Annotated in this window: 24 protein-coding genes; 10 read left to right on the top strand and 14 right to left on the bottom strand. The window is 72.1% G+C overall.

What is annotated here, in order from left to right; all coding sequences use genetic code 11:
* Positions 1 to 47: 47 nt before the first annotated feature.
* Positions 48 to 1,940 carry a chromosome partitioning protein gene (locus KIF24_RS30305; RefSeq protein WP_221086945.1) on the top strand — a complete coding sequence of 631 codons (1,893 nt, stop codon included), beginning with the start codon at positions 48 to 50 and terminating at the stop codon, positions 1,938 to 1,940.
* A 108-nt stretch (positions 1,941 to 2,048) separates the two neighbouring features.
* Here the strand turns inward: KIF24_RS30305 and KIF24_RS30300 are convergent, their stop codons facing one another.
* Positions 2,049 to 2,477, bottom strand: coding sequence for a DUF3151 domain-containing protein (locus tag KIF24_RS30300; protein ID WP_221086944.1), 429 nt, complete (start codon positions 2,475 to 2,477; stop codon positions 2,049 to 2,051).
* A 252-nt stretch (positions 2,478 to 2,729) separates the two neighbouring features.
* Between KIF24_RS30300 and KIF24_RS30295 the strand changes: the two genes are divergently transcribed.
* Positions 2,730 to 3,974 carry an LOG family protein gene (locus tag KIF24_RS30295; RefSeq protein WP_221086943.1) on the top strand — a complete coding sequence of 415 codons (1,245 nt, stop codon included), beginning with the start codon at positions 2,730 to 2,732 and terminating at the stop codon, positions 3,972 to 3,974.
* Between the two features lie 53 nt (positions 3,975 to 4,027).
* Here KIF24_RS30295 and fbaA read toward each other — a convergent pair whose 3' ends face one another.
* Together fbaA and KIF24_RS30285 are read right to left on the bottom strand one after the other, a co-directional pair.
* Positions 4,028 to 5,053, bottom strand: coding sequence for a class II fructose-bisphosphate aldolase (fbaA, locus tag KIF24_RS30290; protein WP_221086942.1), 1,026 nt, complete (start codon positions 5,051 to 5,053; stop codon positions 4,028 to 4,030).
* Between the two features lie 188 nt (positions 5,054 to 5,241).
* Positions 5,242 to 5,625, bottom strand: a complete 384-nt coding sequence (locus tag KIF24_RS30285) for a phage holin family protein (RefSeq protein ID WP_221086941.1) — start codon at positions 5,623 to 5,625, stop codon at positions 5,242 to 5,244.
* Positions 5,626 to 5,791: 166 nt separating this feature from the next.
* Here KIF24_RS30285 and KIF24_RS30280 point away from each other — a divergent pair, with 166 nt between their 5' ends.
* The 5 genes from KIF24_RS30280 to KIF24_RS30260 all read left to right on the top strand — a co-directional run bounded on the left by KIF24_RS30280 (position 5,792) and on the right by KIF24_RS30260 (position 12,004).
* Positions 5,792 to 6,004, top strand: a complete 213-nt coding sequence (locus KIF24_RS30280) for a hypothetical protein (protein WP_221086940.1) — start codon at positions 5,792 to 5,794, stop codon at positions 6,002 to 6,004.
* Positions 5,979 to 7,004 carry an LPXTG cell wall anchor domain-containing protein gene (locus KIF24_RS30275; protein ID WP_221086939.1) on the top strand — a complete coding sequence of 342 codons (1,026 nt, stop codon included), beginning with the start codon at positions 5,979 to 5,981 and terminating at the stop codon, positions 7,002 to 7,004. Before KIF24_RS30280 ends, KIF24_RS30275 begins: the two co-directional genes overlap by 26 nt.
* Before the next feature lie 12 nt (positions 7,005 to 7,016).
* Positions 7,017 to 8,450 carry a 3' terminal RNA ribose 2'-O-methyltransferase Hen1 gene (locus KIF24_RS30270; RefSeq protein WP_221086938.1) on the top strand — a complete coding sequence of 478 codons (1,434 nt, stop codon included), beginning with the start codon at positions 7,017 to 7,019 and terminating at the stop codon, positions 8,448 to 8,450.
* Positions 8,447 to 10,972, top strand: a complete 2,526-nt coding sequence (locus tag KIF24_RS30265; RefSeq protein WP_221086937.1) for a polynucleotide kinase-phosphatase — start codon at positions 8,447 to 8,449, stop codon at positions 10,970 to 10,972. The genes KIF24_RS30270 and KIF24_RS30265 overlap by 4 nt, the downstream gene beginning before the upstream one ends.
* A gap of 96 nt (positions 10,973 to 11,068) precedes the next feature.
* Positions 11,069 to 12,004, top strand: a complete 936-nt coding sequence (locus tag KIF24_RS30260) for a DUF368 domain-containing protein (protein WP_221086936.1) — start codon at positions 11,069 to 11,071, stop codon at positions 12,002 to 12,004.
* Positions 12,005 to 12,054: 50 nt separating this feature from the next.
* Here the strand turns inward: KIF24_RS30260 and KIF24_RS30255 are convergent, their stop codons facing one another.
* The 8 genes from KIF24_RS30255 to clpB form a co-directional block, all read right to left on the bottom strand.
* Positions 12,055 to 12,432, bottom strand: coding sequence for an ArsR/SmtB family transcription factor (locus tag KIF24_RS30255; protein WP_007454255.1), 378 nt, complete (start codon positions 12,430 to 12,432; stop codon positions 12,055 to 12,057).
* Between the two features lie 57 nt (positions 12,433 to 12,489).
* A complete protein-coding gene (locus KIF24_RS30250; RefSeq protein WP_221087626.1) occupies positions 12,490 to 13,020 on the bottom strand; it encodes an orotate phosphoribosyltransferase in 531 nt (176 codons plus the stop codon).
* A 168-nt stretch (positions 13,021 to 13,188) separates the two neighbouring features.
* On the bottom strand, positions 13,189 to 13,998 hold the full coding sequence (locus KIF24_RS30245) for an SDR family NAD(P)-dependent oxidoreductase (RefSeq protein ID WP_221086935.1): 810 nt from the start codon (positions 13,996 to 13,998) through the stop codon (positions 13,189 to 13,191).
* An 8-nt stretch (positions 13,999 to 14,006) separates the two neighbouring features.
* Positions 14,007 to 14,684 (bottom strand): hypothetical protein, encoded by a 678-nt coding sequence (locus tag KIF24_RS30240; protein ID WP_221086934.1) that lies wholly within the window; start codon positions 14,682 to 14,684, stop codon positions 14,007 to 14,009.
* 77 nt (positions 14,685 to 14,761) lie between these two features.
* On the bottom strand, positions 14,762 to 15,568 hold the full coding sequence (locus tag KIF24_RS30235; RefSeq protein ID WP_221086933.1) for a hypothetical protein: 807 nt from the start codon (positions 15,566 to 15,568) through the stop codon (positions 14,762 to 14,764).
* Between the two features lie 132 nt (positions 15,569 to 15,700).
* Complete coding sequence (locus tag KIF24_RS30230) at positions 15,701 to 16,312, bottom strand: DUF4178 domain-containing protein (protein ID WP_221086932.1); 612 nt, start codon at positions 16,310 to 16,312, stop codon at positions 15,701 to 15,703.
* Between the two features lie 111 nt (positions 16,313 to 16,423).
* The gene (locus KIF24_RS30225; RefSeq protein ID WP_221086931.1) at positions 16,424 to 16,804 is read right to left on the bottom strand and encodes a hypothetical protein; all 381 of its coding nucleotides are present in this window, start codon (positions 16,802 to 16,804) and stop codon (positions 16,424 to 16,426) included.
* A gap of 68 nt (positions 16,805 to 16,872) precedes the next feature.
* Entirely contained in the window at positions 16,873 to 19,464 is a 2,592-nt protein-coding gene (gene clpB / locus KIF24_RS30220; RefSeq protein ID WP_221086930.1) for an ATP-dependent chaperone ClpB, read from the bottom strand.
* A gap of 166 nt (positions 19,465 to 19,630) precedes the next feature.
* Between clpB and KIF24_RS30215 the strand changes: the two genes are divergently transcribed.
* From KIF24_RS30215 to KIF24_RS30205, 3 genes are all read left to right on the top strand, one after another.
* Complete coding sequence (locus KIF24_RS30215; protein WP_221086929.1) at positions 19,631 to 20,131, top strand: cation:proton antiporter regulatory subunit; 501 nt, start codon at positions 19,631 to 19,633, stop codon at positions 20,129 to 20,131.
* A gap of 7 nt (positions 20,132 to 20,138) precedes the next feature.
* Positions 20,139 to 21,344, top strand: coding sequence for a cation:proton antiporter (locus KIF24_RS30210; protein WP_221086928.1), 1,206 nt, complete (start codon positions 20,139 to 20,141; stop codon positions 21,342 to 21,344).
* Positions 21,345 to 21,516: 172 nt separating this feature from the next.
* Positions 21,517 to 21,945: a hypothetical protein gene (locus KIF24_RS30205; protein WP_221086927.1), complete on the top strand. Its 429-nt coding sequence runs from the start codon at positions 21,517 to 21,519 to the stop codon at positions 21,943 to 21,945.
* Positions 21,946 to 22,035: 90 nt separating this feature from the next.
* On the opposite strand, the gene KIF24_RS30200 is transcribed toward KIF24_RS30205, so the two are convergent.
* From KIF24_RS30200 to dnaJ, 3 genes are all read right to left on the bottom strand, one after another.
* Positions 22,036 to 22,254, bottom strand: a complete 219-nt coding sequence (locus KIF24_RS30200; protein ID WP_221086926.1) for a hypothetical protein — start codon at positions 22,252 to 22,254, stop codon at positions 22,036 to 22,038.
* A 123-nt stretch (positions 22,255 to 22,377) separates the two neighbouring features.
* Positions 22,378 to 22,815, bottom strand: a complete 438-nt coding sequence (locus KIF24_RS30195) for a heat shock protein transcriptional repressor HspR (RefSeq protein WP_221086925.1) — start codon at positions 22,813 to 22,815, stop codon at positions 22,378 to 22,380.
* Between the two features lie 28 nt (positions 22,816 to 22,843).
* Complete coding sequence (gene dnaJ / locus KIF24_RS30190) at positions 22,844 to 24,019, bottom strand: molecular chaperone DnaJ (protein ID WP_221086924.1); 1,176 nt, start codon at positions 24,017 to 24,019, stop codon at positions 22,844 to 22,846.
* Positions 24,020 to 24,060 lie beyond the last annotated feature (41 nt).

Genomic DNA, 24,060 nt, shown 5'->3' with positions numbered 1-24,060 from the left:
GGGTCGGCCGGTGGGCCTATCCTCGGCAGGGGGAATGGGGAGGAACCGTGGTTGACGAGAACGCCGACCGGGTGCATGTGCCCGGCCAGCACGGGGTGCCGGAACGGGACATCGAACCACTCTGGCCACCCGATCAGATCGACGGCTCCGGCCCGCCCGGGTGGGCCGCCCCGCCGCCGGTGCCGCCGGCCCCGGTGACCGGCAACGCGCCCTCGCCCGCCGACTACCCGTCGCTGACCGGCGGTGTTCCAGCCGCCACCGGCTGGGAGCCGGAGCCCGCCCAGGTCGACCTGGACCTGCCCTTCACCCTGGACCGGTCCACCTCGGTCGCGCCCGCCCGCGACGGTGCACCGGCCGAGACCGGCCCACCCGACTCCGGGACCGGCGAGGAGACCGACGGTGTCGCCACGACCGCCGCGCCGGGCAGTTCCGGCGGCACGGGCGGCAGCGCGGGGCACGGTGCAGCCCCGCCGCCGGCCCGACCGCCGGCCGAGTCGCCGTGGGCACACCCACCGCAGCGTCCCGCGCCCGACGCCAGCGCACCGGCCGAGGCCGATGCCGGCCCGGCGCGGCCCAGCTGGGCCGCCGCCCCGCTGCAACCGCTGCCACCGGTGCCCCAACCCCTGCCCCAGCACGGTGGCCCGCATCCTGCCGCTGCGCCCCTGCCGGCACCGCAGCGCGGCAGCCCGCCCGTCCCGCAGCACGGTGCCGCCACCGGCCCCGACCACCACCACCCCACCCCGATGCCGCCAGCACCGCCGGCCCCGGTGCCACATCCGGCGGACGGCCCGCCTGGGCCGCCCTATCCCGGGTCGCTGCCGCCGCAGGCCGAGCCGCCGTACGCGGCAGCGCCACCCGGACCGTTCCCACCGCAGCCGGCCTGGCACCCGGCTTCCTGGCAGCAGGGCACGCCGGTGGCTCATCCGGTGCCGCAGCAGTCCCACCCGGCGACGAACACGGCGTCCCGGATGCCGCCGGCGTACGACGAGCCGGCCTGGAGCCCGGAGCCCGGCGCCGCACCCACCGCGGAGGACTTCGCCCGCCGCCGGCAGGTCCGCCCCGCCGATCCGGTCGCGACAATGGGCGTACGCGCCGTGGTGAACAAGACCGGCCTGGTGAAGCTGCCACCGGGGCGGCACGAGCAGGAACTCAAGCGGGACATCGAGATGGTGCGCCGAAACTTCGGCGGGCTGCGGCAGGTGACCGTGGTCAACCCGAAGGGCGGAGCCGGCAAGACCGTCGCCATCCTGCTGCTCGCCATGACGTTCGGGCAGAAGCGCGGCGGGTACGTGCTGGCCTGGGACAACAACGAGACCCAGGGCACCCTCGGGATGCGCGCCCAGCAGGACTTCCACTCGCGTACGGTGCGTGACCTGCTGCGGGACCTCGGCCAGTTCCACGGCGCGCACGGGCGGGTCGGCGACCTGTCGCAGTACGTCCGCTCGCAGAGCGAAGGGATGTTCGACGTCCTCGCCTCCGACGAGTCGGCCACCGGCGGCGAGATGCTGACGGCCGCCGCCTTCGGCGAGATCCGTGAGGTGGTCAGCCGGTTCTACAAGCTGATCTTCGTAGACACCGGGAACAACGTCCGGGCGCAGAACTGGCAGGCGGCGATGGACGCCACCGACCAACTGGTGGTGACCATGTCGGCCCGTAACGACTCGGCCGAGACCGCCGCCCGAATGCTCGACCACCTGGAGCAGAGCGGACGGCAACGGCTCGTCCGGCAGGCGGTGACGGTGGTCTCCATGCCGCCGTCGCGCAAGGAGATCGACCTGCCCGCGATCCAGGAACACTTCGCCGCGCGTACCCGGACGGTGCTGCTGGCCCCGTACGAGCGGCTCATCGACACCGGCGAACCGCTGCGCTACGCCCACCTCTCGGCGGCGACCCGGGACGCCTGGCTCAAGATCGCCGCAGCGGTGGCCGAGGGGCTCTAGGACTTCCACGGCGGCCCAGCAAACCGACGTCGCCGAGACAACTCCTGGTCTCGGCGACGTCAGCCCGGTCGGGGACGGGTGCGGCCGGCGGCAACACCGCCGGGCGGATCAGTTGCTGGCCAGCGCGTCGGCGGCGGCCGGGTCGCAGTCGCGCAGGAACTGGGCGCAGCGGGCCGCCTCGTCCGCCTCGCCGATGGCGTCCGCGGTCCGGGACAGCACGTAGAGGCAGCGCAGGAAGCCGCGGTTCGGCTCGTGCGACCAGGGCACCGGTCCGTGCCCCTTCCAGCCGCTGCGGCGCAGCTGGTCCAGACCTCGGTGATAGCCGGTCCGGGCGTACGCGTACGCGGACACGATCTGGCCCTGCGCGAAGGATCGGGCGGCAAGCGCGGCCCAGGCCGCACTGTGCGTCGGGAACCGGGCCGCCGCCTCGGCGAACGCCTCGTCGCTGCCGGCCTGCTCGGCCGCGGCCAGCGCGGAGTCGGCCTCGACGTGGGTGGGCAGTAGCGTGGCGGGCGGCTCAGGCAAGAGGTTCTGCATCGCCCCATTCAACCCGCTTCGCACGACGGCTCGCGAGCGGGTCCGGCGAGCCGGTCGGCTGAACGGCCGAGAGGTCGGTCACGCCTGCGGCCCATGTCACCGTCGGGCCGCTTCCACTACAACTGTGGGTCCGGAGCCTCCCCAGGACCCGGAAACGCGGGAGCCCGGCCAGGCCGCCGGGCTCCCGCCCCCAGATCGTGGTGTTCCGGGGCCGCATCCGGCGACGTCGAGCCGGCCGGGCAGGATGATCCGGTGCCGACCCCACCCCCCGCGGACGTCATCGAGCCGCACACCTGGACGGACGAGATCCAGACCCGGGCCGAGTTCGACCGGCGGCTGGCCACCGGCAGCCTGGTCGGGCTCACCGTCCAGGGACTCCGGCTCGACCTCGACCCGATCCCCGACCTCACCGGCGTCGACGTGACCGGGACGCTCTTCGTCGGCTGCCGCTTCGCCGCCCGCCAGGTCGGCGCCGACCTGGTCCGCCGCGGCGCCAACGTGGTGCCGCCGTTCTCCGGGCTGCCCTACCCGACCCAACCATCCCACCTCTACACCCCGGAGGAGTTGGCCACCGGCTTCGCCGAGGGCGGTTTCGCCGCGATGTACGACACCCGGGTCTACGCGCACTTCCGCACGCACGGCGGGGCGCTGCCCGACGTCCGGGAGGCGCTCGGCCAGCGCCTGCACGATCACGGCGTGGACAACGCGCTCGCCGACGCGACCCGGGCGTGGCTGGCCACCCACGGGCCGCAGTCCGTGGTCGGGGTGATGGGTGGGCACGCGGTGCGCCGCGGCAGCGAGCCCTACCGGATGGCCGCGGTGCTCGGCCGCGAGCTGGCGCGGGCGCACCGGCTGGTGGTCACCGGGGGCGGGCCGGGAGTGATGGAGGCGGCCAACCTCGGTGCGTACCTGTCGACCCGGTCGGCCGAGGACCTCGCCGCGGCCATCGACCTGCTCGCCACCGCGCCGGACTTCGCCGACCACCACCGCTACACGGCGGCGGCACTGCGAGTTCGGGAACTCTTCGGCCGGCCGGTCACGCCGCCGGTGAACGGCAGCGAACCGGCCACGGCCTTCCGGGCGGACTCGGCCGCGTTGGCCGGCGACCTGGACTGGGCGGGCTGTGGCGGGCTCGCCGTCCCCACCTGGCTCTACGGTCACGAGCCGGCGAACCTGTTCGCCGGCCGGATCGCGAAATACTTCTCCAACGCCATCCGGGAGGACACCATCCTGCGGCTGGCCCGGGGCGGAATCATCTTCGCCCCGGGCCGGGCGGGCACCGTGCAGGAGGTGTTCCAGGCGGCCACCAAGACCTACTACGGCACCGACGGGGTCAGCGGCGCGTACGTCTTCCTGGACCGCGCGTACTGGACGAGGGAGTTGCCGGTGGAGTCGCTGCTGCGCCCCCTGCTGGCCGCCTCGCCGTTCGGCGACCTGTCGGACACGGTGCACCTCACCGACGACGTCCACGAGGCCGTCCGCCTGCTGGTCCGCTAGAAACGGCGGCCGGCCCCGTGCTCGGGGCCGGCCGCCGGATCAACCTCAGCGGGTCACTTCGTCATCGTGGTGCCGGTCGAGCGCAGGTGCTCGCAGGCCTCCGCCACGCGGGTGGCCATGCCGGCCTCGGCGGCCTTGCCCCACACCCGCGGGTCGTACATCTTCTTGTTGCCGACCTCACCGTCGACCTTGAGTACGCCGTCGTAGTTGCGGAGCATGTGGTCGGCGACCGGGCGGGAGAAGGTGTACTGGGTGTCGGTGTCGATGTTCATCTTCACCACGCCGTAGTCGAGCGCCTCCCGGATCTCCGAGAGCAGCGAGCCGGAGCCACCGTGGAAGACCAGGCTGAGCGGCTTGTCCTTGCCGTGCTTGGCGCCGACCGCCTCCTGGATCTGGTTGAGGATCTCCGGACGGAGCTTGACGTTGCCCGGCTTGTAGACGCCGTGCACGTTGCCGAAGGTCAGCGCCGCCATGTAGCGGCCCTTCTCGCCCAGGCCGAGCGCCTCGACCATGGCCAGGCCGTCCTCGACCGTGGTGTAGAGCTTGTCGTTGATGGCGTTCTCGACGCCGTCCTCCTCGCCGCCGACGACACCGACCTCGATCTCCAGGACGATCTTGCCCTTGGCGGCCTCGTCGAGGAGCTGGGCGGCGATCTTCAGGTTCTCCGCCACCGGCACGGCCGAGCCGTCCCACATGTGCGACTGGTACAGCGGCTCCTCGCCGCGCTTGACCCGCTCCTGAGAGATGGCCATCAGCGGACGGACGAACTTGTCCAGCTTGTCCTTCGGGCAGTGGTCGGTGTGCAGCGCGATGTTGACCGGGTACTTCTTGGCCACCTCGTGGGCGTACGCGGCGAACGCGACCGCACCGGTGACCATGTCCTTGACCGACGGGCCGGAGAGGTACTCCGCGCCACCGGTGGAGACCTGGATGATGCCGTCGCTCTCCGCGTCGGAGAAGCCCTTGAGCGCCGCATTCAGCGTCTGCGAGGACGTCACGTTGATCGCCGGGTATGCGTACCGGCCGGCCTTGGCGCGGTCCAGCATCTCGGCGTAAGCCTCGGGGGAAGCGATGGGCATGTCGAACGCTCCTTACTTGCCACTGTCGGCCGTACGGCCGCTGTTCTCCTTGGGGCCGGCCCTGCGGCCGCCTGGTCTCTTCGAGGGCCGGCCGGTCTGGCCGCCGGTTCCCTCGGGGTGCCCCGGACCGCGCTGTCCTCCGCGGGCAGTATCCCGTAGCTGGACCGGCCGGGCGCAACCGGGCCGGTTCACCGCCGGTCCGCGGAATCCGGCACCGCGACGCTGATCAGCCAGGTGACCACCGCCATCACGATGGCTCCCCAGAAGGCCGCCCAGAAGCCGTCCACGTGGAACGGCTGGTGCAGGGCTCCGGCGATCCAGTCGGTCAACAGGAACAACAGTGCGTTGACCACCAGCGCGAACAGGCCGAGGGTCAGCAGATAGAAGAGGCAGCCGACCACCCTGATGACCGGCTTGAGCACCGCGTTCACCACGCCGAAGATCAATGCCACGACGATCAGCGTGAACGCCGTGTGGTAGCCGGTCCGCCCGGTCACCTCGACCCCGGGCACGACCAGCGTGGTGATCCACAGCGCGACCGCGGTCGCCGCCAGCCGGATGAGGAAGCCCACGGCACCATCCTGGCACCGGGAGCGGCCTCCGGTGGGGCGATTCGAGCGACCCGGTCCGGGCCCGCGCGTATCCTCGCCGGCTCGGCGCACGGCCGGTTCCCAGCGCGGCACCGGGACACCCCGTACCGTGGGTGGGTACCGCCCACCGACATCCCGGAGGCACCGAATGGGCCAGACCGACGAGGACTTCGCCCCCGGCGACCACCTCAGCCCGCAGGAGCGCGACCCGGAGGCGGAACCGGCCGACGCGGTCGAGCAGGCCGCCGTGGTCAACCCGGCCGAGGTCGAGACCGAGCCGCACCGCGGCCTCGAGGTCGACGACTGGGACGCCATGGAGCAGGCCCGCGTGGTCGGTGCCGACGAGGACGACTACCGCTGATCAACCTTTCGCCTGGACTTCACCCCGGGACGGTCGGGGGCTGCGCGCCTGTCACGTCGACCGACCCCTGGAACGGCACACCAGCTACGTCGCCACCCTCGCCTACCGGATTGCCGAGGACGCGTTCGCGCCGGGCTACGACCACGGCGAGATCCAGTGGTTGACGCCGGCCGAGTTCGAGGACTTGGAGGCGTACCTGACGAGCCGCGGTGGCACCCTCGGCAAGCCGGGCACCGGCGGTGAACTGCTGCTGGACGAGGCCGGCCCGAGCATCGCGGCGCGCAGCTTCCAGGCGGACACCGAGCCGGACAACAACTGGTCGAGCCTCCGGGTGACCGTCACCGGCAAGAACAGCGCCGGCCTGGAGGCGGTCGGCGACGAGGTCTCCGGTGCGGAGGGCGACGAGGTCGTGGCCACCGTCGGCTTCCGCAACAACGGCCCGGCCACCCTGGACTACGGCCGTTCCGGATCCTCGGTCACCCACATGCAGGTCGGCATTCCGAACGGCACCAACGCGGTCAAGGTGCCCGACAACTGCTACCCGCTTCGCGGCGAGGACGAGTGGGGCGAGCCGGGAGCCGGCCGGTACCGCTGCTACACCAGCTGGTTCATCAAGGCCGGTGACGAGGAGATCGTGGAGTTCGGGCTCCGGATCGACAAGGTCGTGCCGAACGCCACCGGTGACGTCAAGGTCAACGTCGCCTGCCAGTGCGACGGCGGCCTCTACACCGACCTGAAGCCGGCCAACGACGTCGCCAAGCTCATCGTCAACCCGAGCGGCGGCCAGGGTGGCGACGGCGGCAACGGTGACGGTGACGGCGGCGAGCTGCCGATCACCGGCGCCAACACCGCGCTGATCGCGGGCGTCGGCGGCGTGCGGCTCGCCGCCGGTGCGGCCGGCTTCGTGCTGGCCCGCCGCTGCAAGCCGGCACTGCCGCTGCAAGCCGGAACCCCCGCCGCACCCACCGAAAACCGGACGGCGCAAGATCGAGAGAGCTGACACCATGGGCGGGTGCTGCTCACCCTCACCACGACGCACCAGCCGGCGACGGACCTCGGTCACCTGCTGATCAAGCACCCCGACCGGGTGCACGCCTTCGACGTGCCCGTCGGCACCGCGCACGTCTTCTACCCGGAGGCCGACGAGCGGCGCTGCACGGCCGCGCTGCTGCTCGACGTCGATCCACTGAAGCTGGCCGCCACCCGGGGCCGCGGCCGGAAGTCGACCACGCCCCCGGAGAGTTTCACCCTCGGGCGGTACGTCAACGACCGGCCGTACGCCGCGTCCAGCCTGCTCGCCTCGGCGCTGTCGAAGGTGTACCGCTCGGCGCTGCGGGGTACGTCCAAAGAACGCCCCGAGCTGGCCGCCCGAGGCATCCCGCTGGAGGTGCGGGTGCCGGTGCTGCGCTGCCGTGGTGGGGCCGACGTGGCGCAGCGGCTGTTCGGCCCGCTCGGCTGGGCGGTCAGCGCCACCGCCATCCCGCTGGACGAGTTGCACCCGCAGTGGGGCGACAGTCGCTACGTGGACCTGACGCTCACCGGCACGCTGCGGGTCGCTGACGCGCTCAACCACCTGTACGTGCTGCTGCCCGTGCTGGACGACGCGAAGCACTACTGGGTGGCCCCGGACGAGGTGGACAAGTTGCTGCGGGCCGGTGCGGGTTGGCTGGCCGACCATCCCGAGCGGGGGCTGATCATCCGCCGCTACCTGGCGCACCGGCGGGCGTTGGCGGGTCAGGCACTGGAGCGGCTGGCTGCCCAGCGACCGACCGACGAGCCGACCGCCGACGACGGGGTGGAGGACGCGACGTCGACCGGGTCGGCGCCGCGAGCGCCGCTGGCCGCCCTTCGCCGGCAGGCGGTGCACGCCGCGCTGGTCGACGCGGGTGCCCACCGGGTCCTGGATCTGGGCTGCGGCGGGGGTGCGCTGCTGGCCACGCTGATCGGTGACCGTCGGTTCACCGAGATCGTCGGCACCGACGTCTCCACTCAGGCCCTCACCCTGGCCGCCCGGCGGCTGCGACTGGACCGGCTGCCGGAACGCCAGCGCATCCGCGTCACGCTCCGGCAGTCCGCCCTGACCTACCGGGACGAGCGGCTGCGCGGGTACGACGCGGCGGTGCTGATGGAGGTCATCGAGCACGTCGACCCACCCCGGCTGCCGGCACTGGAGGACGTCGTCTTCGGCTACGCCCGACCGACGACAGTCGTGGTGACCACGCCCAACGTGGAGCACAACGTGCGCTACGAGGGGTTGCCCGCGGGCGCGTTCCGGCACGCCGACCACCGGTTCGAGTGGACCCGCGCCGAGTTCGCCGAATGGGGACGGCGGGTGGGCGCCACGCACGGCTACTCGGCCGTGGTGCACGGCGTCGGCGCGGACGATCCGGAGGTCGGAGCACCCACCCAGATGGCCGTGTTCACCCGTGCGGAGGCAGCCCGATGACCATCCTCGACATTCCCGAGCTGGCACTGGTGGCGCTGGTCGGGATCTCCGGCTCCGGCAAGTCGACACTCGCCGGCCGGCATTTCACGCCCAGCCAGGTTCTCTCCTCCGACGCCTTCCGGGCGATGGTCGCCGACGACGAGAACGACCAGTCCGCCTCGGCCGAGGCCTTCGACGCGCTGTACTACGTGGCGGGCAAGCGGCTGCGCGGTGGCCGGCTCACCGTGGTCGACGCGACAAACCTCCAGCCACACGCCCGAGCCGCCCTGGTCCGGGTGGCCCGCGAACACGACGTACTGCCGGTGGCGATCGTGCTGGACGTGCCGGAGGCGCTGGCCTGGGAGCGGACCGAGGCCCGGCCCGACCGCGCCGTCGGCCGGCAGGTGCTGGCCCGGATGTCCCGGGACCTGCGGCGCAGCTACAGCCAGCTGGCGCGGGAGGGCTTCCGCAAGGTGCACGTGCTGCGCGGCATCGAGGAGATCGAGGCCGCCGAGATCCGCTACGAGCGACTGTTCAACGACCGGCGCGAGCTGGCCGGTCCGTTCGACATCGTCGGCGACGTGCACGGCTGCCGGGCCGAACTTGAGTCGCTGTTGACCCGGTTGGGCTGGCGGCTGCACCGCGACGACGCCGGCCGGGCGGTGGACGCGACGCATCCGTCGGGGCGGACCGCCGTGTTCGTCGGCGACCTGGTGGACCGCGGCCCGGACTCGCCCGGGGTGCTCCGCCTGGTGATGGGCATGGTCACCGCCGGTCACGCGCTCTGTGTGCCCGGCAACCACGAGCAGAAGCTGCTGCGCAAGCTGCGTGGCCGCAACGTCAAGATGGCCCACGGTCTGGCCGAGACGTTGGCGCAGCTGGAGGCGGAGCCGGCCGAGTTCAGCGCCGAGGTGGCGGCCTTCGTCGACGGACTGGTCAGCCATTATGTGCTCGACGGCGGCCGGCTGGTGGTGGCGCACGCCGGACTGAAGGAGGCGTACCAGGGGCGGGCGTCGGGCCGGGTACGCGCGTTCGCGTTGTACGGCGAGACCACCGGCGAGACCGACGAGTACGGCCTGCCGGTGCGCTACCCGTGGGCCCGGGAGTACCGGGGTTCGGCCATGGTCGTCTACGGCCACACCCCCACCCCGGAGCCGGAGTGGGTCAACAACACCATCTGCATCGACACCGGCTGCGTCTTCGGCGGGCGGCTGACCGCGCTGCGCTACCCGGAGCGGGAACTGGTCGCGGTGCCGGCGGAGCGCGAGTGGTACGCCCCGGTCCGGCCGCTGACCGCCGCGCCGGCCCGGCCCGACGAGGTGCTGGAGCTGACCGACGTGACCGGTCGGCGGCACGTGGAGCACGCGTACGGCTCGCTGACCGTGCCGGCGGAGAACGCCGCCGCCGCGTTGGAGGTGATGAGCCGCTTCGCGGTCGACCCGCGCCGGCTGGTGTGGCTGCCGCCGACCATGGCGCCCTGCTCGACGTCCCAGGTGGACGGCTATCTGGAGCATCCGGCGGATGCCTTCGCCGACTACCGGGCTGCTGGCGTGGACCGGGTCGTCTGCGAGGAGAAGCACATGGGCTCGCGGGCCGTGGTGCTGGTCTGCCGGGAGCCGGACGGTGGCCCGTTCGGGGCGGGCGGCGGGGTCGTGCACACCCGCACGGGTCGGCCGTTCTTCGGTGACCCGCTCGACACCGAACTGCTGGACCGGGTACGCGCGGCGGTGACCGGCGCCGGGCTCTGGGACGAGTTGGCGACCGACTGGCTGCTGCTCGACTGCGAGCTGCTGCCGTGGTCGGCCAAGGCCGCCGGCCTGATCCGCGAGCAGTACGCGGGGGTCGGCGCGGCTGGCCGAGCCGGCCTGCCGGTGGCAGTGGCAACGCTGGAGGCGGCGATCGGTCGAGGACTGGACGTGACCGAACTACGGGACCGGATGGTCCGTCGCCACGACGCCGTCTCGGCCTACACGGCGGCGTACCGGGCGTACGTGGGACCGACCGACGGGCTGCGCGGGGTGCGGCTCGCACCGTTCGCGGTGCTGGCCGGGGCGAAGGCCAGCTACAGCGACCGCGATCACGTCTGGCATCTGGCGTTGGCCGATCGGCTCTGCGCGGCCGACCCGGAGTTCTTCACGCCGACCCGGTCTCGGGTTGTCGAACTGTCCGACGCCGGGTCGGTGCGGGAGGCGACGGACTGGTGGCTGGCGCTGACCGGGGCCGGCGGCGAGGGCATGGTCGTCAAGCCGTACGCGGGCCCGGCCGCCCGTAGCGAGCGTGGCTCGCTGCTCCAGCCCGGCATCAAGTGCCGGGGCCGGGAGTATCTGCGGATCATCTACGGGCCCGAGTACACCGAAGCGGAGCAACTCGCGGTGCTGCGGCGCCGGTCCCTGGGACGCAAGCGGGGCCTGGCGCTGCGCGAGCACGCGCTGGGCCTGGCCGCGTTGGACGCCCTGGTCGCCGGCGCCCCGCTGTGGCGCCGGCACGAGCTGGTCTTCGCGATCCTGGCCTGCGAATCCGAGCCGGTCGACCCGCGACTGTGACCTGGCCGGGCCGGCGGCGGGCGCACCGGTAGCCTGATTGACCGTGGCGAACGCCACACGGGCGACTGGTCGAGCGATTCACGGAACGGAATCTTCATGGCATTGGGTGAACGGGTGGGCCATGTCCTGCGCGGCGCGGCCATCGGCGTGGCCGAGGCCGTGCCAGGGGTCAGCGGTGGGACCATCGCGCTGGTCACCGGCGTGTACGAGCGGGTCATCGCGTCCGCCGGGCATTTGGTCAACACCGTGCGGTACGCGGTTTCGGACGTCCCGCGCGGGCGCGGCTGGACCCGGGCGGGACATCAGCTGCGGCAGGTGCACTGGGAGGTGGTGGTCCCGCTGCTGATCGGCATGCTGCCCGGCCTGCTGGTCGCGGCGAAGGTGCTGGAGCCGCTGCTGGCCGACCATCCGGAGCAGACCCGGGGGCTGTTCCTCGGGCTGGTGCTCGCCTCGGTGCTGGTGCCGATCTCGATGGTCGGCAAGCCATGGCGCGGGCCCGAGGTGTTCGCGCTGGTGGCCGCTGCGGTGGCCGCGTTCGTGCTGACCGGGCTGCCACAGGCCACCATCGAACCGCATCCGCTGGTGGTGCTGGTCGCGGCGGCGGTCGCGGTCTGCGCGCTGGTGCTGCCCGGGGTGTCCGGGTCGTTCCTGCTGCTGACCGTCGGGCTCTACGAACCGACCATCAGCGCCGTCAACGACCGTGACTTCGGCTACCTGGCGGTCTTCGCGACGGGCATGGTCTTCGGCCTGGCGCTCTTCGTCAAGCTGCTCCAGTGGCTGCTCGAACGACACCGCCGGATGACCCTGGCGGTGATGGCCGGCGTCATCCTGGGCAGCCTGCGCGCACTCTGGCCGTGGCAGTCGGAGGAGCGTGCCCTGCACGCACCCGGTGACGGCATCGTGTCCATCGTCGCGCTGTTCCTACTCGGCATCGCCGTGGTGACAGCAATGATCATCGCCGAGCGTCGCCGGCTACGCCGGGCCGCCCGGGACCTCACCGAGGAGACGTACGAGACGCCGCACGTCCGCTGACGCCACCGCTTGGTGGCTGCCCGGCTGGGCGGCCACCAAGCGGTTCCGGTTCAGCGAGCCTTTTTGGTGGCCCGCTTGCGCGGAGGGGTCAGCAGGTCGGCGATCGTCGCGATCGCGCTCGGGACCAACCGGTAGTAGGCCCACACACCGCGCTTCTCCCGCTCCAGCAAGCCGGCCTCGGTGAGGATGCGCAAGTGGTGGCTGACGGTCGGCTGGGAGAGGCCAAGCGGTGCGGTGAGGTCACACACACACGCCTCGCCCTCGGGCGCCGACTGGATCAGGCTGAGTAGCCGCAGCCGAGCGGGGTCGGCAAGGGCCTTGAGGACCCCCGCCAGCCGCTCGGCGTCGGCGCGTTCGATCGGCTCGCCGGCAAGCGGCGAGATCTGAGGCATAGTCATTTCGGCCAACGCAGTTCCCACGTATTCCATCCTTCCACCAGCAGCATCGATCCGCCTGCATATCAGCAGATACGAATCGGCAGACTTTTACGCCACAAGGCCGAGGTCAGCCAACGTATAGGCCGCCCGATACGGCACTCCGGCGGCTCGCACCGCGTCGCCGGCGCCACGATCAACGATAACCGCCACCCCCACGACCTCGGCCCCGGCCCCGCGAAGCGCTTCGACGGCGGTCAACACGCTTCCGCCGGTGGTGGAGGTGTCCTCCACCGCCAGCACCCGACGACCCGCCACGTCAGGCCCCTCGATCCGGCGCTGCAGACCGTGCGCCTTGCCCGCCTTGCGAACCACGAAGGCGTCCAACGCACGCCCGGGGGCGTGCAGCATCGCCAATGCGATCGGATCGGCGCCCAACGTCAGACCCCCTGCCGCGTCGTACGGCCAGTCGGCGGTCAGCTCCCGCATCACCCGGCCGACCAACGGTGCTGCCCGGTGATGGAGCGTGACGCGGCGCAGATCGACGTACCAGTCGGCCTCCCGCCCGGAGGAGAGCACCACCCGACCATGGACCACAGCCAGGTCGGAGATGAATTTACGCAGGTCGTCGTGGTCCCCCATGGCGATAGAGCGTACTGCGCAAGTCTGTCCGCCGGGTGTGCGGGCCAGCCGGGTCAACCCTTCCGGGGGACCGATGAGTGGCAATGTCTCGTTACGCTACGTTGATCGTCCTGCCCGGATCGGGTGACGTGGCGCCGGCCGGGGCGCCCACCGCCTTCCGTACGCCGATCAGTCGCGGTCGCGGCCGATGCGCCCTCGGGTGTCTCGGGAGACCGCCTCGAGCAACCGGCGCGGGGCGTGCCGCAGGCCCGCCACGGCCAGCTTGTACTTCCACGACGGCACGCTGACCAGTTTGCCTTTTCCCAGGTCACGCAGGGCTTCGTCGACCACGGCCGGCGCGTTGAGCCACATCCATTCGGGAGTTTTCGACATGTCGATGCCGGCTCGCTGGTGAAATTCGGTGCGCGTGTAGCCGGGGCAGAGCGCCATCACCCGCACCCCGAACGGGCGGGCGGACTGGCCGACGGACTCGCTGAAGTTGGTGACCCACGCCTTGCTGGCCGAGTACGTCGAACCGGGCATCACCGCACCGAACCCGGCTACCGAAGAGACATTAATCACTGCCCCACTGCGACGTTCGGTCATCGTACGCAGCGCGGCAAGGGTCAGCCGCAGCACCGCGTGCACGTTGAGCCGCAGCAGCCGGGCCTCGTCCTGCGGCGACGACCGCAGGAACGGGGTGTTCAGGCTGATGCCGGCGTTGTTGACCAGCAACTCGACGGGCGGCCCCTCGGTCAGCCGCCGCTCGACCGCCGCGCAACCGCCGTCGGTGGACAGATCCGCGGCGATGATCTCCGTCTCGACGCCGTGCCGGCCGGTCAACTCGGCGGCGTGGGTGGCCAGCCGGTCGACGTCGCGGGCCACGAGCACCAGGCGCCACCCGTCGGCGGCCAGCCGGGTGGCGAAGGCCGCCCCGATCCCCGCGGTCGCTCCCGTGATCAACGCCCATCGCTCGCTGGTCGGCTGGTCGGGCGGCACGGGCATCCTCACCTCGGCGGGTGCGGGGGCGACGTCGGCGCCCCGGGCGGTGGATATGGCTGATACGGCGGCGCCGACGGTGGATATCCGGCTGGCGGTGCGGGCGGCTGGTACGGCGGGGATGCCGGGCGGCGACGGAACCAGGCGTTGGCTCCAGGCATGGCCAGCAGCACGGCTACCACAAGGTAACCGAGCACCTGGCCGACCGAAAGGGTTGCGCTGAGCGGAATCCACCAGGACGGGTAGGCGTCCGGGACCAGCGCGAGCAACTCGGCGGTCGCCCGGTCGTCGCCGAGGTCCAGGGGTGTCGCACGCTGCACGACCAGGGCGGCGATCCCGCCACAGCCACAGCACATCCCCAACCCGGCGACCACCCAGGTCGCCACCCGGGCCGCCGGACGACGGGCGGCCAGGCCCAACGCCAGGCCGGCGAGGAGGAGACCGGCGAGCACACTCAGCACCGCCGACAGCACGACCGATGCCCGCAGCAGGGCGACCACCGCGTCGACGTCCGCGGCCGAGGACGAGGTGGCGGCCGCCGCACGGAAGCGGGCAACGGTGCCACCCACGGCGCTCAGGCCGGCCACCGCGTACCCGAACGCGCCGAGCGCCAACACCGCCAGCACCGCCACGGCCAGCAGGACCACCGCCGGCCGCCGGGCCGGTGCCTGTTCGGGGTACGACACGACGAGTCCCTCCGGTAGGCGTTCGGGAAGCAACCTACTCGGAGGGACCGTCGTAGTCGTGCCTAACTCACCGGCGGTCAGCCAGGACGCCCGCCGGGCGGCTGCTCACCGGGCTGCTCAGGGCCGCCGGCCGCCGGGTTCTGCCCGCTCGGCCCACCGGGCTGGTCGCCGGTCGCCGGGTAACCGGGATCGGCCGGCTGCTGCGGGGTGCTCGGGTAGCCGGGCTCGGCGGGTGAGGCGGCAGGGTAACCCGGCGCCGCCGGGTAGCCGGGCTGACTCGGGTAGGTGCCGCCGGGCGTCGGCGGCTCCCACTGCTGCGTCGGCTTGCGGAAGAACGCGTTGGCCTTCGGCAGTGCCAGCAGGATCAACGCCGCGAGCAGCGAGATCAGGCTGATCACCCCGAGCAGGGTGCTGACCGGCGTGGCCCAGCCGGGCAGCGCCTCCTCCAGCCGGCGCTGGACCTCCTCGCCGCTGGGCATGTCGCCACTGGTCTCGCCCGGCGCGCCGAAGCTGCCCGCCAACCCGCCGACCAGGCTGAACCCGGTGCAGCAGAACAGGATGCCGCCGACGATCCAGGTGGCGATCCGGGCACCGTTCTTGCCGCGCAGGTTCAGCAGCCCGAGGCCGAACAGCGCGAATGCCACCACCAGCAGGAAGATTGCGGTGCCGACGCCGACGACGACCACGATGTCGGCGACGTTCTGCGCCCCCTCCGCGGTGGAGTCCCGGTAGGCGTCCTCCATCACCTCACGGACGGTGCCGATGGTGGCCAGCGAGATGATCACGCTGATCAGCTGGCAGATCGCGAACAGCAACAGCAGGTAGGTGGATATCGTCACCACGCCCGGCCGGGACCGGGCCGGGGTGTTCTGAGGTTCGACCATCTTTCTCCTTCCCTGGAACGCGCCTCACCGTATCGGCAACGGGCCAATCCGGCACGACACGACGCCAAGCGGCGGCGCGTCACCGGTCCCGGGGCCGGCCGGGATCGACCGGACGGCCCCGCCGCCGGCGCGTCAGGCCCCGTCCTGCGGGTGGACGTTCACCTCACCATCGGCCAGCCGCTCGCCCCGAGCCATCTCCCAGCCCGTCTCGCCGTACGCCTCGAAGGTGAGCCGCGCACCGCCCGGTGCCCGGTAGTCGTGGTAGCGCATGGTGCCGCTCGGCGCGAGCCCGGTGGCGCCGGAGGCGGTGTAGCGCGCCTGGCCGGACTCGTGCCAGCTGTAGCGGCGGCCGTCGAACTCCACCACCGGGACGCCCGGAGTGACGGTGGCGGCGCGGGGCGCCGGCTCCCAGAGCACCAGTTCGAACCCGGGGCTCTCCGCCACGGAGAGGCGGTGCCGGCCGCCGAGCCGGTCGGGGTCGTCGAAGAGGTGCTGGGCCCAGCTCCATTCGCCCTCCACCAAGCGGATCGAACCCCGCACCGGGTAGGCGCCATCGCCGACCTCGACGACGTCGCCGACCTCGATCCGGCGCGGATCACGTCGAGGCCCGCCACCGTGCCGCCGCTGCCGGCCCACCGGCGCCCGCCCACGGTTGCGCCGCCGTCGGCGCAGCACGGCCACCACCACGGCCAACCCGACCAGGCACCCCAGTGCCACCACCAGGTACGCCGATGCCCCGTCCATCCGGTCACCTCCCCTGGCAGGTCGGCGAGACACTGACCATGATCCGGCAGGGAGCACGTCCTGCCAGCCGGCTACCGGAAGCCGTCGGTCGGACCCGCCCGGGCGGACGGATCACGTTGCGGCGAGCCGCTCGGCGGCGTACTCGCCGACCGTCGTGCTCCCCATGACGCAGCCGGTGGCGGTGTCCAGCTCCGCCGGATCGCCGCGCAGCGCCGTCCAGGCCGCCCGGCCGGCCGCCGGGTCGAGCCGCTCCAGCAGGGTGGCGGCGTACACGCGACCCGCCGGGGCGCCGGTCGTGAGCAGGCGGTCCAGCAGGTCGCGCACCTCCTGCGGGTGATCGGTCGCGGCGGCCTCGATCCGCTGGTACGCCTCGGTCTCCGGGAGCAGCGACCCGGCGATCCCGACCCCGCCGAACGCGAGCCTGCCGGCGTGGGACAGTTCCGAGGCCACCCACGCCAGCTCTGATTCCTTCTTGCGTCGCATCCCGAACATGCCTCCAATCCTCGCCCCGGCGGCTCCTTGCTGCCCGGTGAAGCCGCCCGGTGAAGCTCGGTCGGTGCTCAGGCAGCCGTCACCACCAACCGGTCCTTGCCGTCGGCGAGGTCGACCCGCACCCGGTCGCCGTCGCGGATCTGGCCGGCGAGCAGGGCCCTGGCGAGCTGGTCACCGATCGCGGACTGGACCAGGCGGCGCAGCGGGCGGGCACCGTAGATCGGGTCGTACCCGTGCTCGGCGAGCCAGCCACGGGCGGCGTCGGTGGTGTCCAGCGACAGGCGACGATCGGCGAGCCGGCGTCGCAACCGGGCCAACTGGATGTCCACGATGGCCCGCAGGTCGCCGCCCCGGAGGGCGGCGAAGACCACGATGTCGTCGAGCCGGTTGAGGAACTCCGGCTTGAAGTGCGACCGGACCACCGCGAGAACGCCCTCGCGGCGCTGCTCCTCCGCCAACGTCAGGTCACTGATCACCGCCGACCCGAGGTTCGAGGTGAGGACCAGGATCGCGTTGCGGAAGTCGACCGTGCGGCCCTGCCCGTCGGTGAGCCGTCCGTCGTCGAGCACCTGGAGCAGGATGTCGAAGACGTCCGGATGGGCCTTCTCCACCTCGTCCAGCAGGATCACCGAGTACGGCCGGCGGCGCACCGCCTCGGTGAGCTGACCACCCTCCTCGTAGCCGACGTAGCCGGGTGGGGCGCCGACCAGGCGGGCCACCGAGTGCTTCTCGCCGTACTCGCTCATGTCGATGCGGACCATGGCCCGCTCGTCGTCGAAGAGGAACTCGGCGAGCGCCTTGGCCAGCTCGGTCTTGCCGACACCGGTCGGGCCGAGAAAGAGGAAGCTGCCGGTCGGCCGGTCCGGGTCGGCGACGCCGGCCCGGGCCCGGCGTACCGCGTCGGAAACCGCGCCGACCGCCTCGGACTGACCGACCACGCGCTCGCGGAGCGACTCCTCCATCCGCAGCAACTTGGCGGTCTCACCCTCCAGCAGCCGGCCGGCGGGGATCCCGGTCCAGGAGGCGACCACGGCGGCGATGTCGTCCGCACCGACCTCCTCCTTGAGCATCGCGCCGGCGGACTGGAGCCCGGCCAGTTCCTCCTCGGCGGTGGCCAGTTCGGCCTTGAGCGCGGGAATCCGGCCGTAGCGCAGCTCGGCGGCGCGTTCCAGCTCGCCATCGCGCTCGGCCCGCTCGGCCTCGCCGCCGAGCCGCTCCAACTCCTCCTTGGCGGTGGAGAGCTTGGTGATGTGGCTCTTCTCCAGCTGCCAACGCTCGGAGAGGGCGGTGAGCTGCTCGCGCTTGTCGGCCAACTCCTTGCGCAGCCGCTCCAGGCGCTCGGCCGATGCGGCATCCGGCTCCTTGGCCAGTGCCATCTCCTCGATCTCCAGCCGGCGCACCGCCCGCTCGATCTCGTCCACCTCCACCGGACGCGAGTCGATCTCCATCCGGAGTCGGGACGCCGACTCGTCGACCAGGTCGATCGCCTTGTCGGGCAGGAACCGGTCGGTGATGTACCGGTCGGAGAGGGTGGCGGCGGCCACCAGGGCGGCGTCGGTGATGCGTACGCCGTGGTGCACCTCGTAGCGCTCCTTGAGCCCGCGCAGGATGCCGATGGTGTCCTCCACGGTGGGCTCACCGACCAGCACCGGCTGGAAGCGGCGTTCCAGGGCCGGGTCCTTCTCGATGTGCTCGCGGTACTCGTCCAGCGTGGTGGCGCCGACCATACGCAGCTCACCACGGGCCAGCATCGGCTTGAGCATGTTGCCGGCGTCCATCGAGCCCTCGCCCTTGCCGGCGCCGACCACGGTGTGCAGCTCGTCGAGGAAGGTGATGACCTGGCCGTCGGAGTTCTTGATCTCCTCCAGCACGGACTTCAACCGCTCCTCGAACTGGCCCCGGTACGACGCACCGGCGACCATCGCGCCGAGGTCGAGCGAGACCAGCTTCTTGTCGCGCAGCGACTCGGGCACGTCACCGGCGACGATCCGCTGGGCCAGGCCCTCGACGATCGCGGTCTTGCCGACGCCGGGCTCGCCGATCAGCACCGGGTTGTTCTTGGTACGCCGGGACAGCACCTGGATCACCCGACGGATCTCGGAGTCCCGGCCGATCACCGGGTCGATCTTGCCGTCCCGCGCGCTCGCGGTCAGGTCGACGCCGTACTTGGCCAGCGCCTGGTAGGTCTGCTCCGGGTCGGCGCTGGTCACCCGACGGTCCCCACCACGCACCTGAGGGAAGGCGGCGACCAGGCTCTCCTCGGTGGCACCGGCGGCCTTCAGCGTGCCGGCGACGGCACCACCGACCCGGGCCAGCCCGGCGAGCAGGTGCTCGGTGGAGGTGTACTCGTCGCCCAGCGGCCGGGCGATCTGCTCGGCGGCGCCGATGGCGTTGACGAACTCGCGGGCCAGTGTCGGCTCGGCAATGCTGGAGCCGCGGACGGTGGGCAACGTGTCGACGGCCCGCCGCGCGGCCCGGCGCAGCTCGGCGGGGTCGGCCCCGACGGCGCGCAACAGACCGGCAGCGGTCGAGCCCTCGGTCTCCAGCAGCGACAGCAGCAGGTGCCACGGTTCGACGGTGGCGTGCCCGCGCTGGTTCGCCAGCGCAACCGCGCCGGTGATGGTCTCGCGGCTCTTGGTGGTGAGGCGTTCGGTGTTCATGGGCTCCCCTGGATCGGCGTGTCCACTGAGACAGACACAACCAGACTTGAGTCTATTCCACTCAACCTTAACCGTGACCTGGGTCACATCAGCTGTCAGTCGCCCTCCAGGTTGCGGGCCCGACGCATGGTCATTCGGCCTCCGACGCGAGAGGTAGCCTGAGCTCGTGCGAGTACGTGTCGAACAGACTGCCTTACCGGGGATCGGTGTCCGCCACGACATGGTGACGGAGTCGGGTCGCCGCCTCGGCGTCGTCTCCCATCGCAACGGCCGGCGGGACCTCGTCCTCTACGACCCGGATGACCCGGACGCCTGCGCGGCGGACATCCCGCTCACCGATGACGAGGCGGAGGCGCTGGCCGACATTCTCGGCGCGTCGCTGATGCTCGGCCAGCTCTCCGGGCTGCGGGAGCAGGCCGCCGGGCTGCTCACCGAGCAGGTCGCGATTCCGGCCTCCTCGCCGTACGTCAATCGGCAGCTGGGGGACACGAAGGCCCGGACGCGCACCGGCGCCTCGATCGTGGCCGTGCTGCGCGACGGCGAGGTGAACGTCTCTCCGGCTCCCTCGTTCCGGTTCGCCGCCGGCGACGTGGTGGTCGTCGTCGGGACCCGCCACGGTCTCGACGCGGTGACGGCCATCTTCGCCGACGGCGATCCGGACGGCTGAGGCGCGGATGCACGAAACCACGACCCTGCTCGTCGAAGTCGGCGCGCTGCTGTTCCTGCTCGGTCTGCTCGGCCGGCTCAGCCGCCGGATCGGCCTGTCGCCGATCCCGCTGTACCTGCTCGCCGGCCTCGCCTTCGGCCACGGCGGCATCGTGGAACTCAACGCCAGCGAGGAGTTCTTCGCCGTCGGCGCGGAGATCGGCGTGATCCTGCTGCTGGTGATGCTCGGCCTGGAGTACTCGGCCAGCGAACTGGTCGGCAACCTCCGAGCGTCCGCGCCGGCCGGCCTGATCGACGTGCTGCTCAACGCACTGCCGGGGGCGGCCTTCGCGCTGCTGCTCGGCTGGGGTTGGGTCTCCGCGGTGGTGCTCGCCGGGATCACCTGGATCTCGTCCTCCGGCGTGATCGCCAAGGTTCTCGCCGACCTGGGCCGGCTCGGTAACCGGGAGACGCCGGTGGTCCTCTCGGTGCTGGTGATCGAGGACCTGGCGATGGCGTTCTACCTGCCCCTGGTGACCGCCCTGCTGGCCGGCGTCGGTCTGGCCAAGGGCGGCCTCGGCCTGGGCGTCGCGGTACTGACCGTGATCGCGGTGCTGGTGGTCGCCGTCCGGTACGGCAAGGTCATCTCCCGTTTCATGTCGGCCGACGACGCCGAGGCACTGCTGCTCGGGGTGCTCGGCCTGACCCTGCTGGTGGCCGGGCTCGCGGCGAAGCTTCAGGTGTCGGCGGCGGTCGGCGCGTTCCTGGTCGGCATCGCGCTCTCCGGGCCGGTCGCCCACCACGCCACGCAGCTGCTGACGCCGCTGCGGGACCTGTTCGCCGCCGTCTTCTTCGTCTTCTTCGGCCTGGTCACCGACCCGCGGGACATCCCGCCGGTGCTGCTGCCGGCGCTGCTGCTCGCAGTGGTGACGATGGGAACGAAGACCCTGACCGGCTACCTGGCGGCCCGGCGGGCCGGAATCGCCGAGCCGGGACGCTGGCGCGCCGGGCTGGCACTCGTACCCCGGGGAGAGTTCTCCATCGTCATCGCCGGGCTGGCGGTGGCCGCCGGCAGCGTCGAGCCTCAGCTGGCGGCGCTCGCCACGGCGTACGTGCTCATCACGGTGGTGACCGGGCCGATGCTCGCCCGGTTGCCGGACCTGAACTGGTTCAAGCAGTGGCTCCGCGGGCGGGCCAGGGCCCAGCGGGCGAGCCCGGCGCCGGTGGCCGAATGAACCGGTGGCGGCCGGTGGTTCGTGCCCCGGCCGTTCCCGGATGGCGGACAGATGCCGAATTGCCACCCGCGGGGGCTACCCGTGACTCACCAGTACGCGTTAACGTTTCGCCCCAGCAGCCAGGGTTCACGGCGGGCGGACGCCCCCGTGGGCGAGAGCGGAAGGTTGGCCGGTGAGCGTGCAGGAGTCAGCGTTCCACGGCTTTGCCAACCCCGTCGACCCGACCCCGGCGGAGTTGCGAGCGTGGGCATACCACCCGGATTCCGTCCCGTTGACGTCCATGCCACCCGACTGGGACCTGCTGGTCTCCGGTGACCGGCTGGTGATGACGCTGTTCGAGTTGGCGATGGACACGCGCTGCCCGGCTCGGCGGTTCGCGCTGCACTGCCTCTACATCTACGCCGCGGACGGGATCCGGACGAATTTCCGGGCCCATCCGAAACGGCGCTTTCGCAAGCTGGTGGACCAGGCCGGGCGCAACGGCGACGAGATGATGCGGACCTGGGCCCACAACAGCCGGGTGCTGCTCACCCGGCCGGAGATGTTCGTCTACCGGGAGTGGTGCGAGGGCGGGCTGGTTCGGGAGAACCGTCGCCTCTGAGGTCCAGCTCCGGTTCGTGGATTGCCCCCCGGCCAGCCGGCGAACGGGCCGGGACCCCCCGTGGCTCCCGGCCCGCACGACGGCGGATCCTCAGCTGTCCGATCCGCCCCGCTGGCGGCGGTGCTGGTCGGTACGCGCCCAGCCGGCGCCGTGTCCGCCCGGGCCGGCGCGTCCGCTGAACCTGCCGGCCTTCACCTGGTCGGAGAGGCGCCCCTGGGTGATCCGATCGAATCGCTTCCGGACGTCCTCGGCCAGGTTGTCAAGCCGATGTTCCGCCTCTTCGGCCACCTTCTTCGCCGATTCCGTCACGGCGCCCCCCGCCACGCTAGGAGTCCGGATTGGGATAGTTGGATCTGATTTCGAGGCTAGCGGAGGTGAGCCGGCTCGCACTCGGGTTTCGGGAAAGTGCGGCAACCCCCGGGCGGGCTCCGGTCAGCGGCCGGGACTGCGGCGGGGACGCCAGACCACCAGGGCGGTCGAGGTCTGGTTGGTCGGGACCAGGTCACGACCGGGGAAGCGGGCCAGCGACTCCAGTTCGGCCACCCGCCGGTACGCGGCATCGAGTTCGGCCTCAAGCTGGGCGAGCCGGTGCTGCGCCTGCTCCAGCAGCTGCTCCAACCCGATGATCCGCTTGATCCCGGCGAGGTTGACCCCGTCGTCCTGGCTGAGCCGCTGCACCTCACGCAGCAGCACCACGTCCCGGACGCTGTACCGCCGCCCACCACCGGCCGCCCGACCGGCCTGGACCAGGCCGAGCCGGTCGTACTGGCGAAGCGTCTGCGGGTGCATCCCCGCCATCCGCGCCGCAACCGAGATCATGAGCACCTTGGCCTCGTAGGCAGGGTCATCCGACCCGATGAACCCGTTCATCCCGCTCACCTCCGCACCGCTTCACCGATCAACCGAACCGACGCACCCGTACGTCGAGGTGTTCCCGAGCCGCCGGCGGGGTCTGCTCGGCGAACGTCTCAAGGGCTGCCCGTGCCTCGTCCGAGACTCGTGCCGGCACCACCACGTCGAGGGTGACCAGCAGGTCACCGGCCTGACCGTCGCGGCGGCTGACCCCCTTGCCCCGGGCTCGCAGGATCCGCCCGCTCGGCGTACCCGGTGGCACCCGCAGGGTCACCGCACCGTCGAGGGTCGGCACCCGCAGGTCGGTGCCGAGCACGGCCTCCGCGAACGTGATCGGGACGGTCAGGGTGAGGTCGTCACCGGTGCGCCCGAACAGCTCGTCCGGCCGGACCTTCACGTGCACGAACAGGTCACCCGCGGGGCCGCCGCGCTCGCCCGGCTCGCCCCGGCCGGCCAGCCGGATCCGCTGGCCGTCGGCCACCCCGGCCGGGAACCGGACGTTGAGCGTCCGGGTCTTGGTGACCCCGCCGGTGCCCTGGCACTCGGGACACTTCTCGTCCACCACCGTGCCGACGCCCTGGCAGTTGCGACACGGCTCGGAGAAGCTGAACGCGCCCTGGTTCCGGGTGGTCACTCCGGCCCCACGGCAGACCGGGCAGGCCCGCGGCCGGGTGCCGGGCTTGGCGCCGTTGCCGTGGCAGGTGTCGCAGACGCCGGGCGCCCGGAGCGTCAACGGCAGGGTCACCCCCCGGACGGCGTCGTCGAAGTCGAGCGCCACCTCGGTCTCGATGTCGCGCCCGCGGGCCGGGCCGGGTGCGCCCGCACCACCGCCGGCGCCCGAGAAGATCGAGCTGAACAGGTCGGAGATGCCGCCACCGGCGAACCGGCCACCGCCGGGCTGCCCGCCGTCGAACAGGTCGGAGACGTCGAACGGCACGCCGCCCGGCTGGCCCGGCTGGCGGGCGCCACGCCGGAACGCGCCCGAGCCGAACAGCGAGCGCATCTCGTCGTACTCGCGGCGCTTCGCGTCGTCGCCGAGCACCGCGTACGCCTCGGAGACCGTTTTGAAGCGTTCCTCGGCCCTGGTGTCACCGGGGTTGTGGTCCGGGTGCGATTCGCGGGCCAGCTTCCGGTACGCCTTCTTGATCTCGTCAGCGGGGGCGGACTTGGCCACGCCCAGGACCGCGTAGTAGTCCTTCTCGATCCAGTCCTTGGAACTCACTCGGGCACCTCCTCCCCGCCTCCGGGTCCGGGTCGCCCCGC

Origin of the sequence: Micromonospora tarapacensis, from assembly GCF_019697375.1 — a bacterium.
Classification (GTDB): Bacteria; Actinomycetota; Actinomycetes; order Mycobacteriales; family Micromonosporaceae; genus Micromonospora; species Micromonospora tarapacensis.
This window is presented reverse-complemented; position numbering and strand designations above follow the sequence as displayed.

Excerpts from the sequence above, each read along its gene's own strand:
- KIF24_RS30235 (WP_221086933.1), bottom strand. The coding sequence starts at position 15,568 with ATGGTCGAACCTCAGAACACCCCGGCCCGGTCCCGGCCGGGCGTGGTG.
- fbaA (WP_221086942.1), bottom strand. The coding sequence starts at position 5,053 with ATGCCCATCGCTTCCCCCGAGGCTTACGCCGAGATGCTGGACCGCGCC.
- clpB (WP_221086930.1), bottom strand. The coding sequence starts at position 19,464 with ATGAACACCGAACGCCTCACCACCAAGAGCCGCGAGACCATCACCGGC.
- KIF24_RS30300 (WP_221086944.1), bottom strand. The coding sequence starts at position 2,477 with ATGCAGAACCTCTTGCCTGAGCCGCCCGCCACGCTACTGCCCACCCAC.
- KIF24_RS30280 (WP_221086940.1), top strand. The coding sequence starts at position 5,792 with ATGGGCCAGACCGACGAGGACTTCGCCCCCGGCGACCACCTCAGCCCG.
- KIF24_RS30210 (WP_221086928.1), top strand. The coding sequence starts at position 20,139 with ATGCACGAAACCACGACCCTGCTCGTCGAAGTCGGCGCGCTGCTGTTC.
- KIF24_RS30195 (WP_221086925.1), bottom strand. The coding sequence starts at position 22,815 with ATGAACGGGTTCATCGGGTCGGATGACCCTGCCTACGAGGCCAAGGTG.
- KIF24_RS30225 (WP_221086931.1), bottom strand. The coding sequence starts at position 16,804 with ATGTTCGGGATGCGACGCAAGAAGGAATCAGAGCTGGCGTGGGTGGCC.
- KIF24_RS30250 (WP_221087626.1), bottom strand. The coding sequence starts at position 13,020 with ATGGGGGACCACGACGACCTGCGTAAATTCATCTCCGACCTGGCTGTG.
- KIF24_RS30230 (WP_221086932.1), bottom strand. The coding sequence starts at position 16,312 with ATGGACGGGGCATCGGCGTACCTGGTGGTGGCACTGGGGTGCCTGGTC.
- KIF24_RS30260 (WP_221086936.1), top strand. The coding sequence starts at position 11,069 with ATGGCATTGGGTGAACGGGTGGGCCATGTCCTGCGCGGCGCGGCCATC.
- KIF24_RS30265 (WP_221086937.1), top strand. The coding sequence starts at position 8,447 with ATGACCATCCTCGACATTCCCGAGCTGGCACTGGTGGCGCTGGTCGGG.
- KIF24_RS30255 (WP_007454255.1), bottom strand. The coding sequence starts at position 12,432 with ATGGAATACGTGGGAACTGCGTTGGCCGAAATGACTATGCCTCAGATC.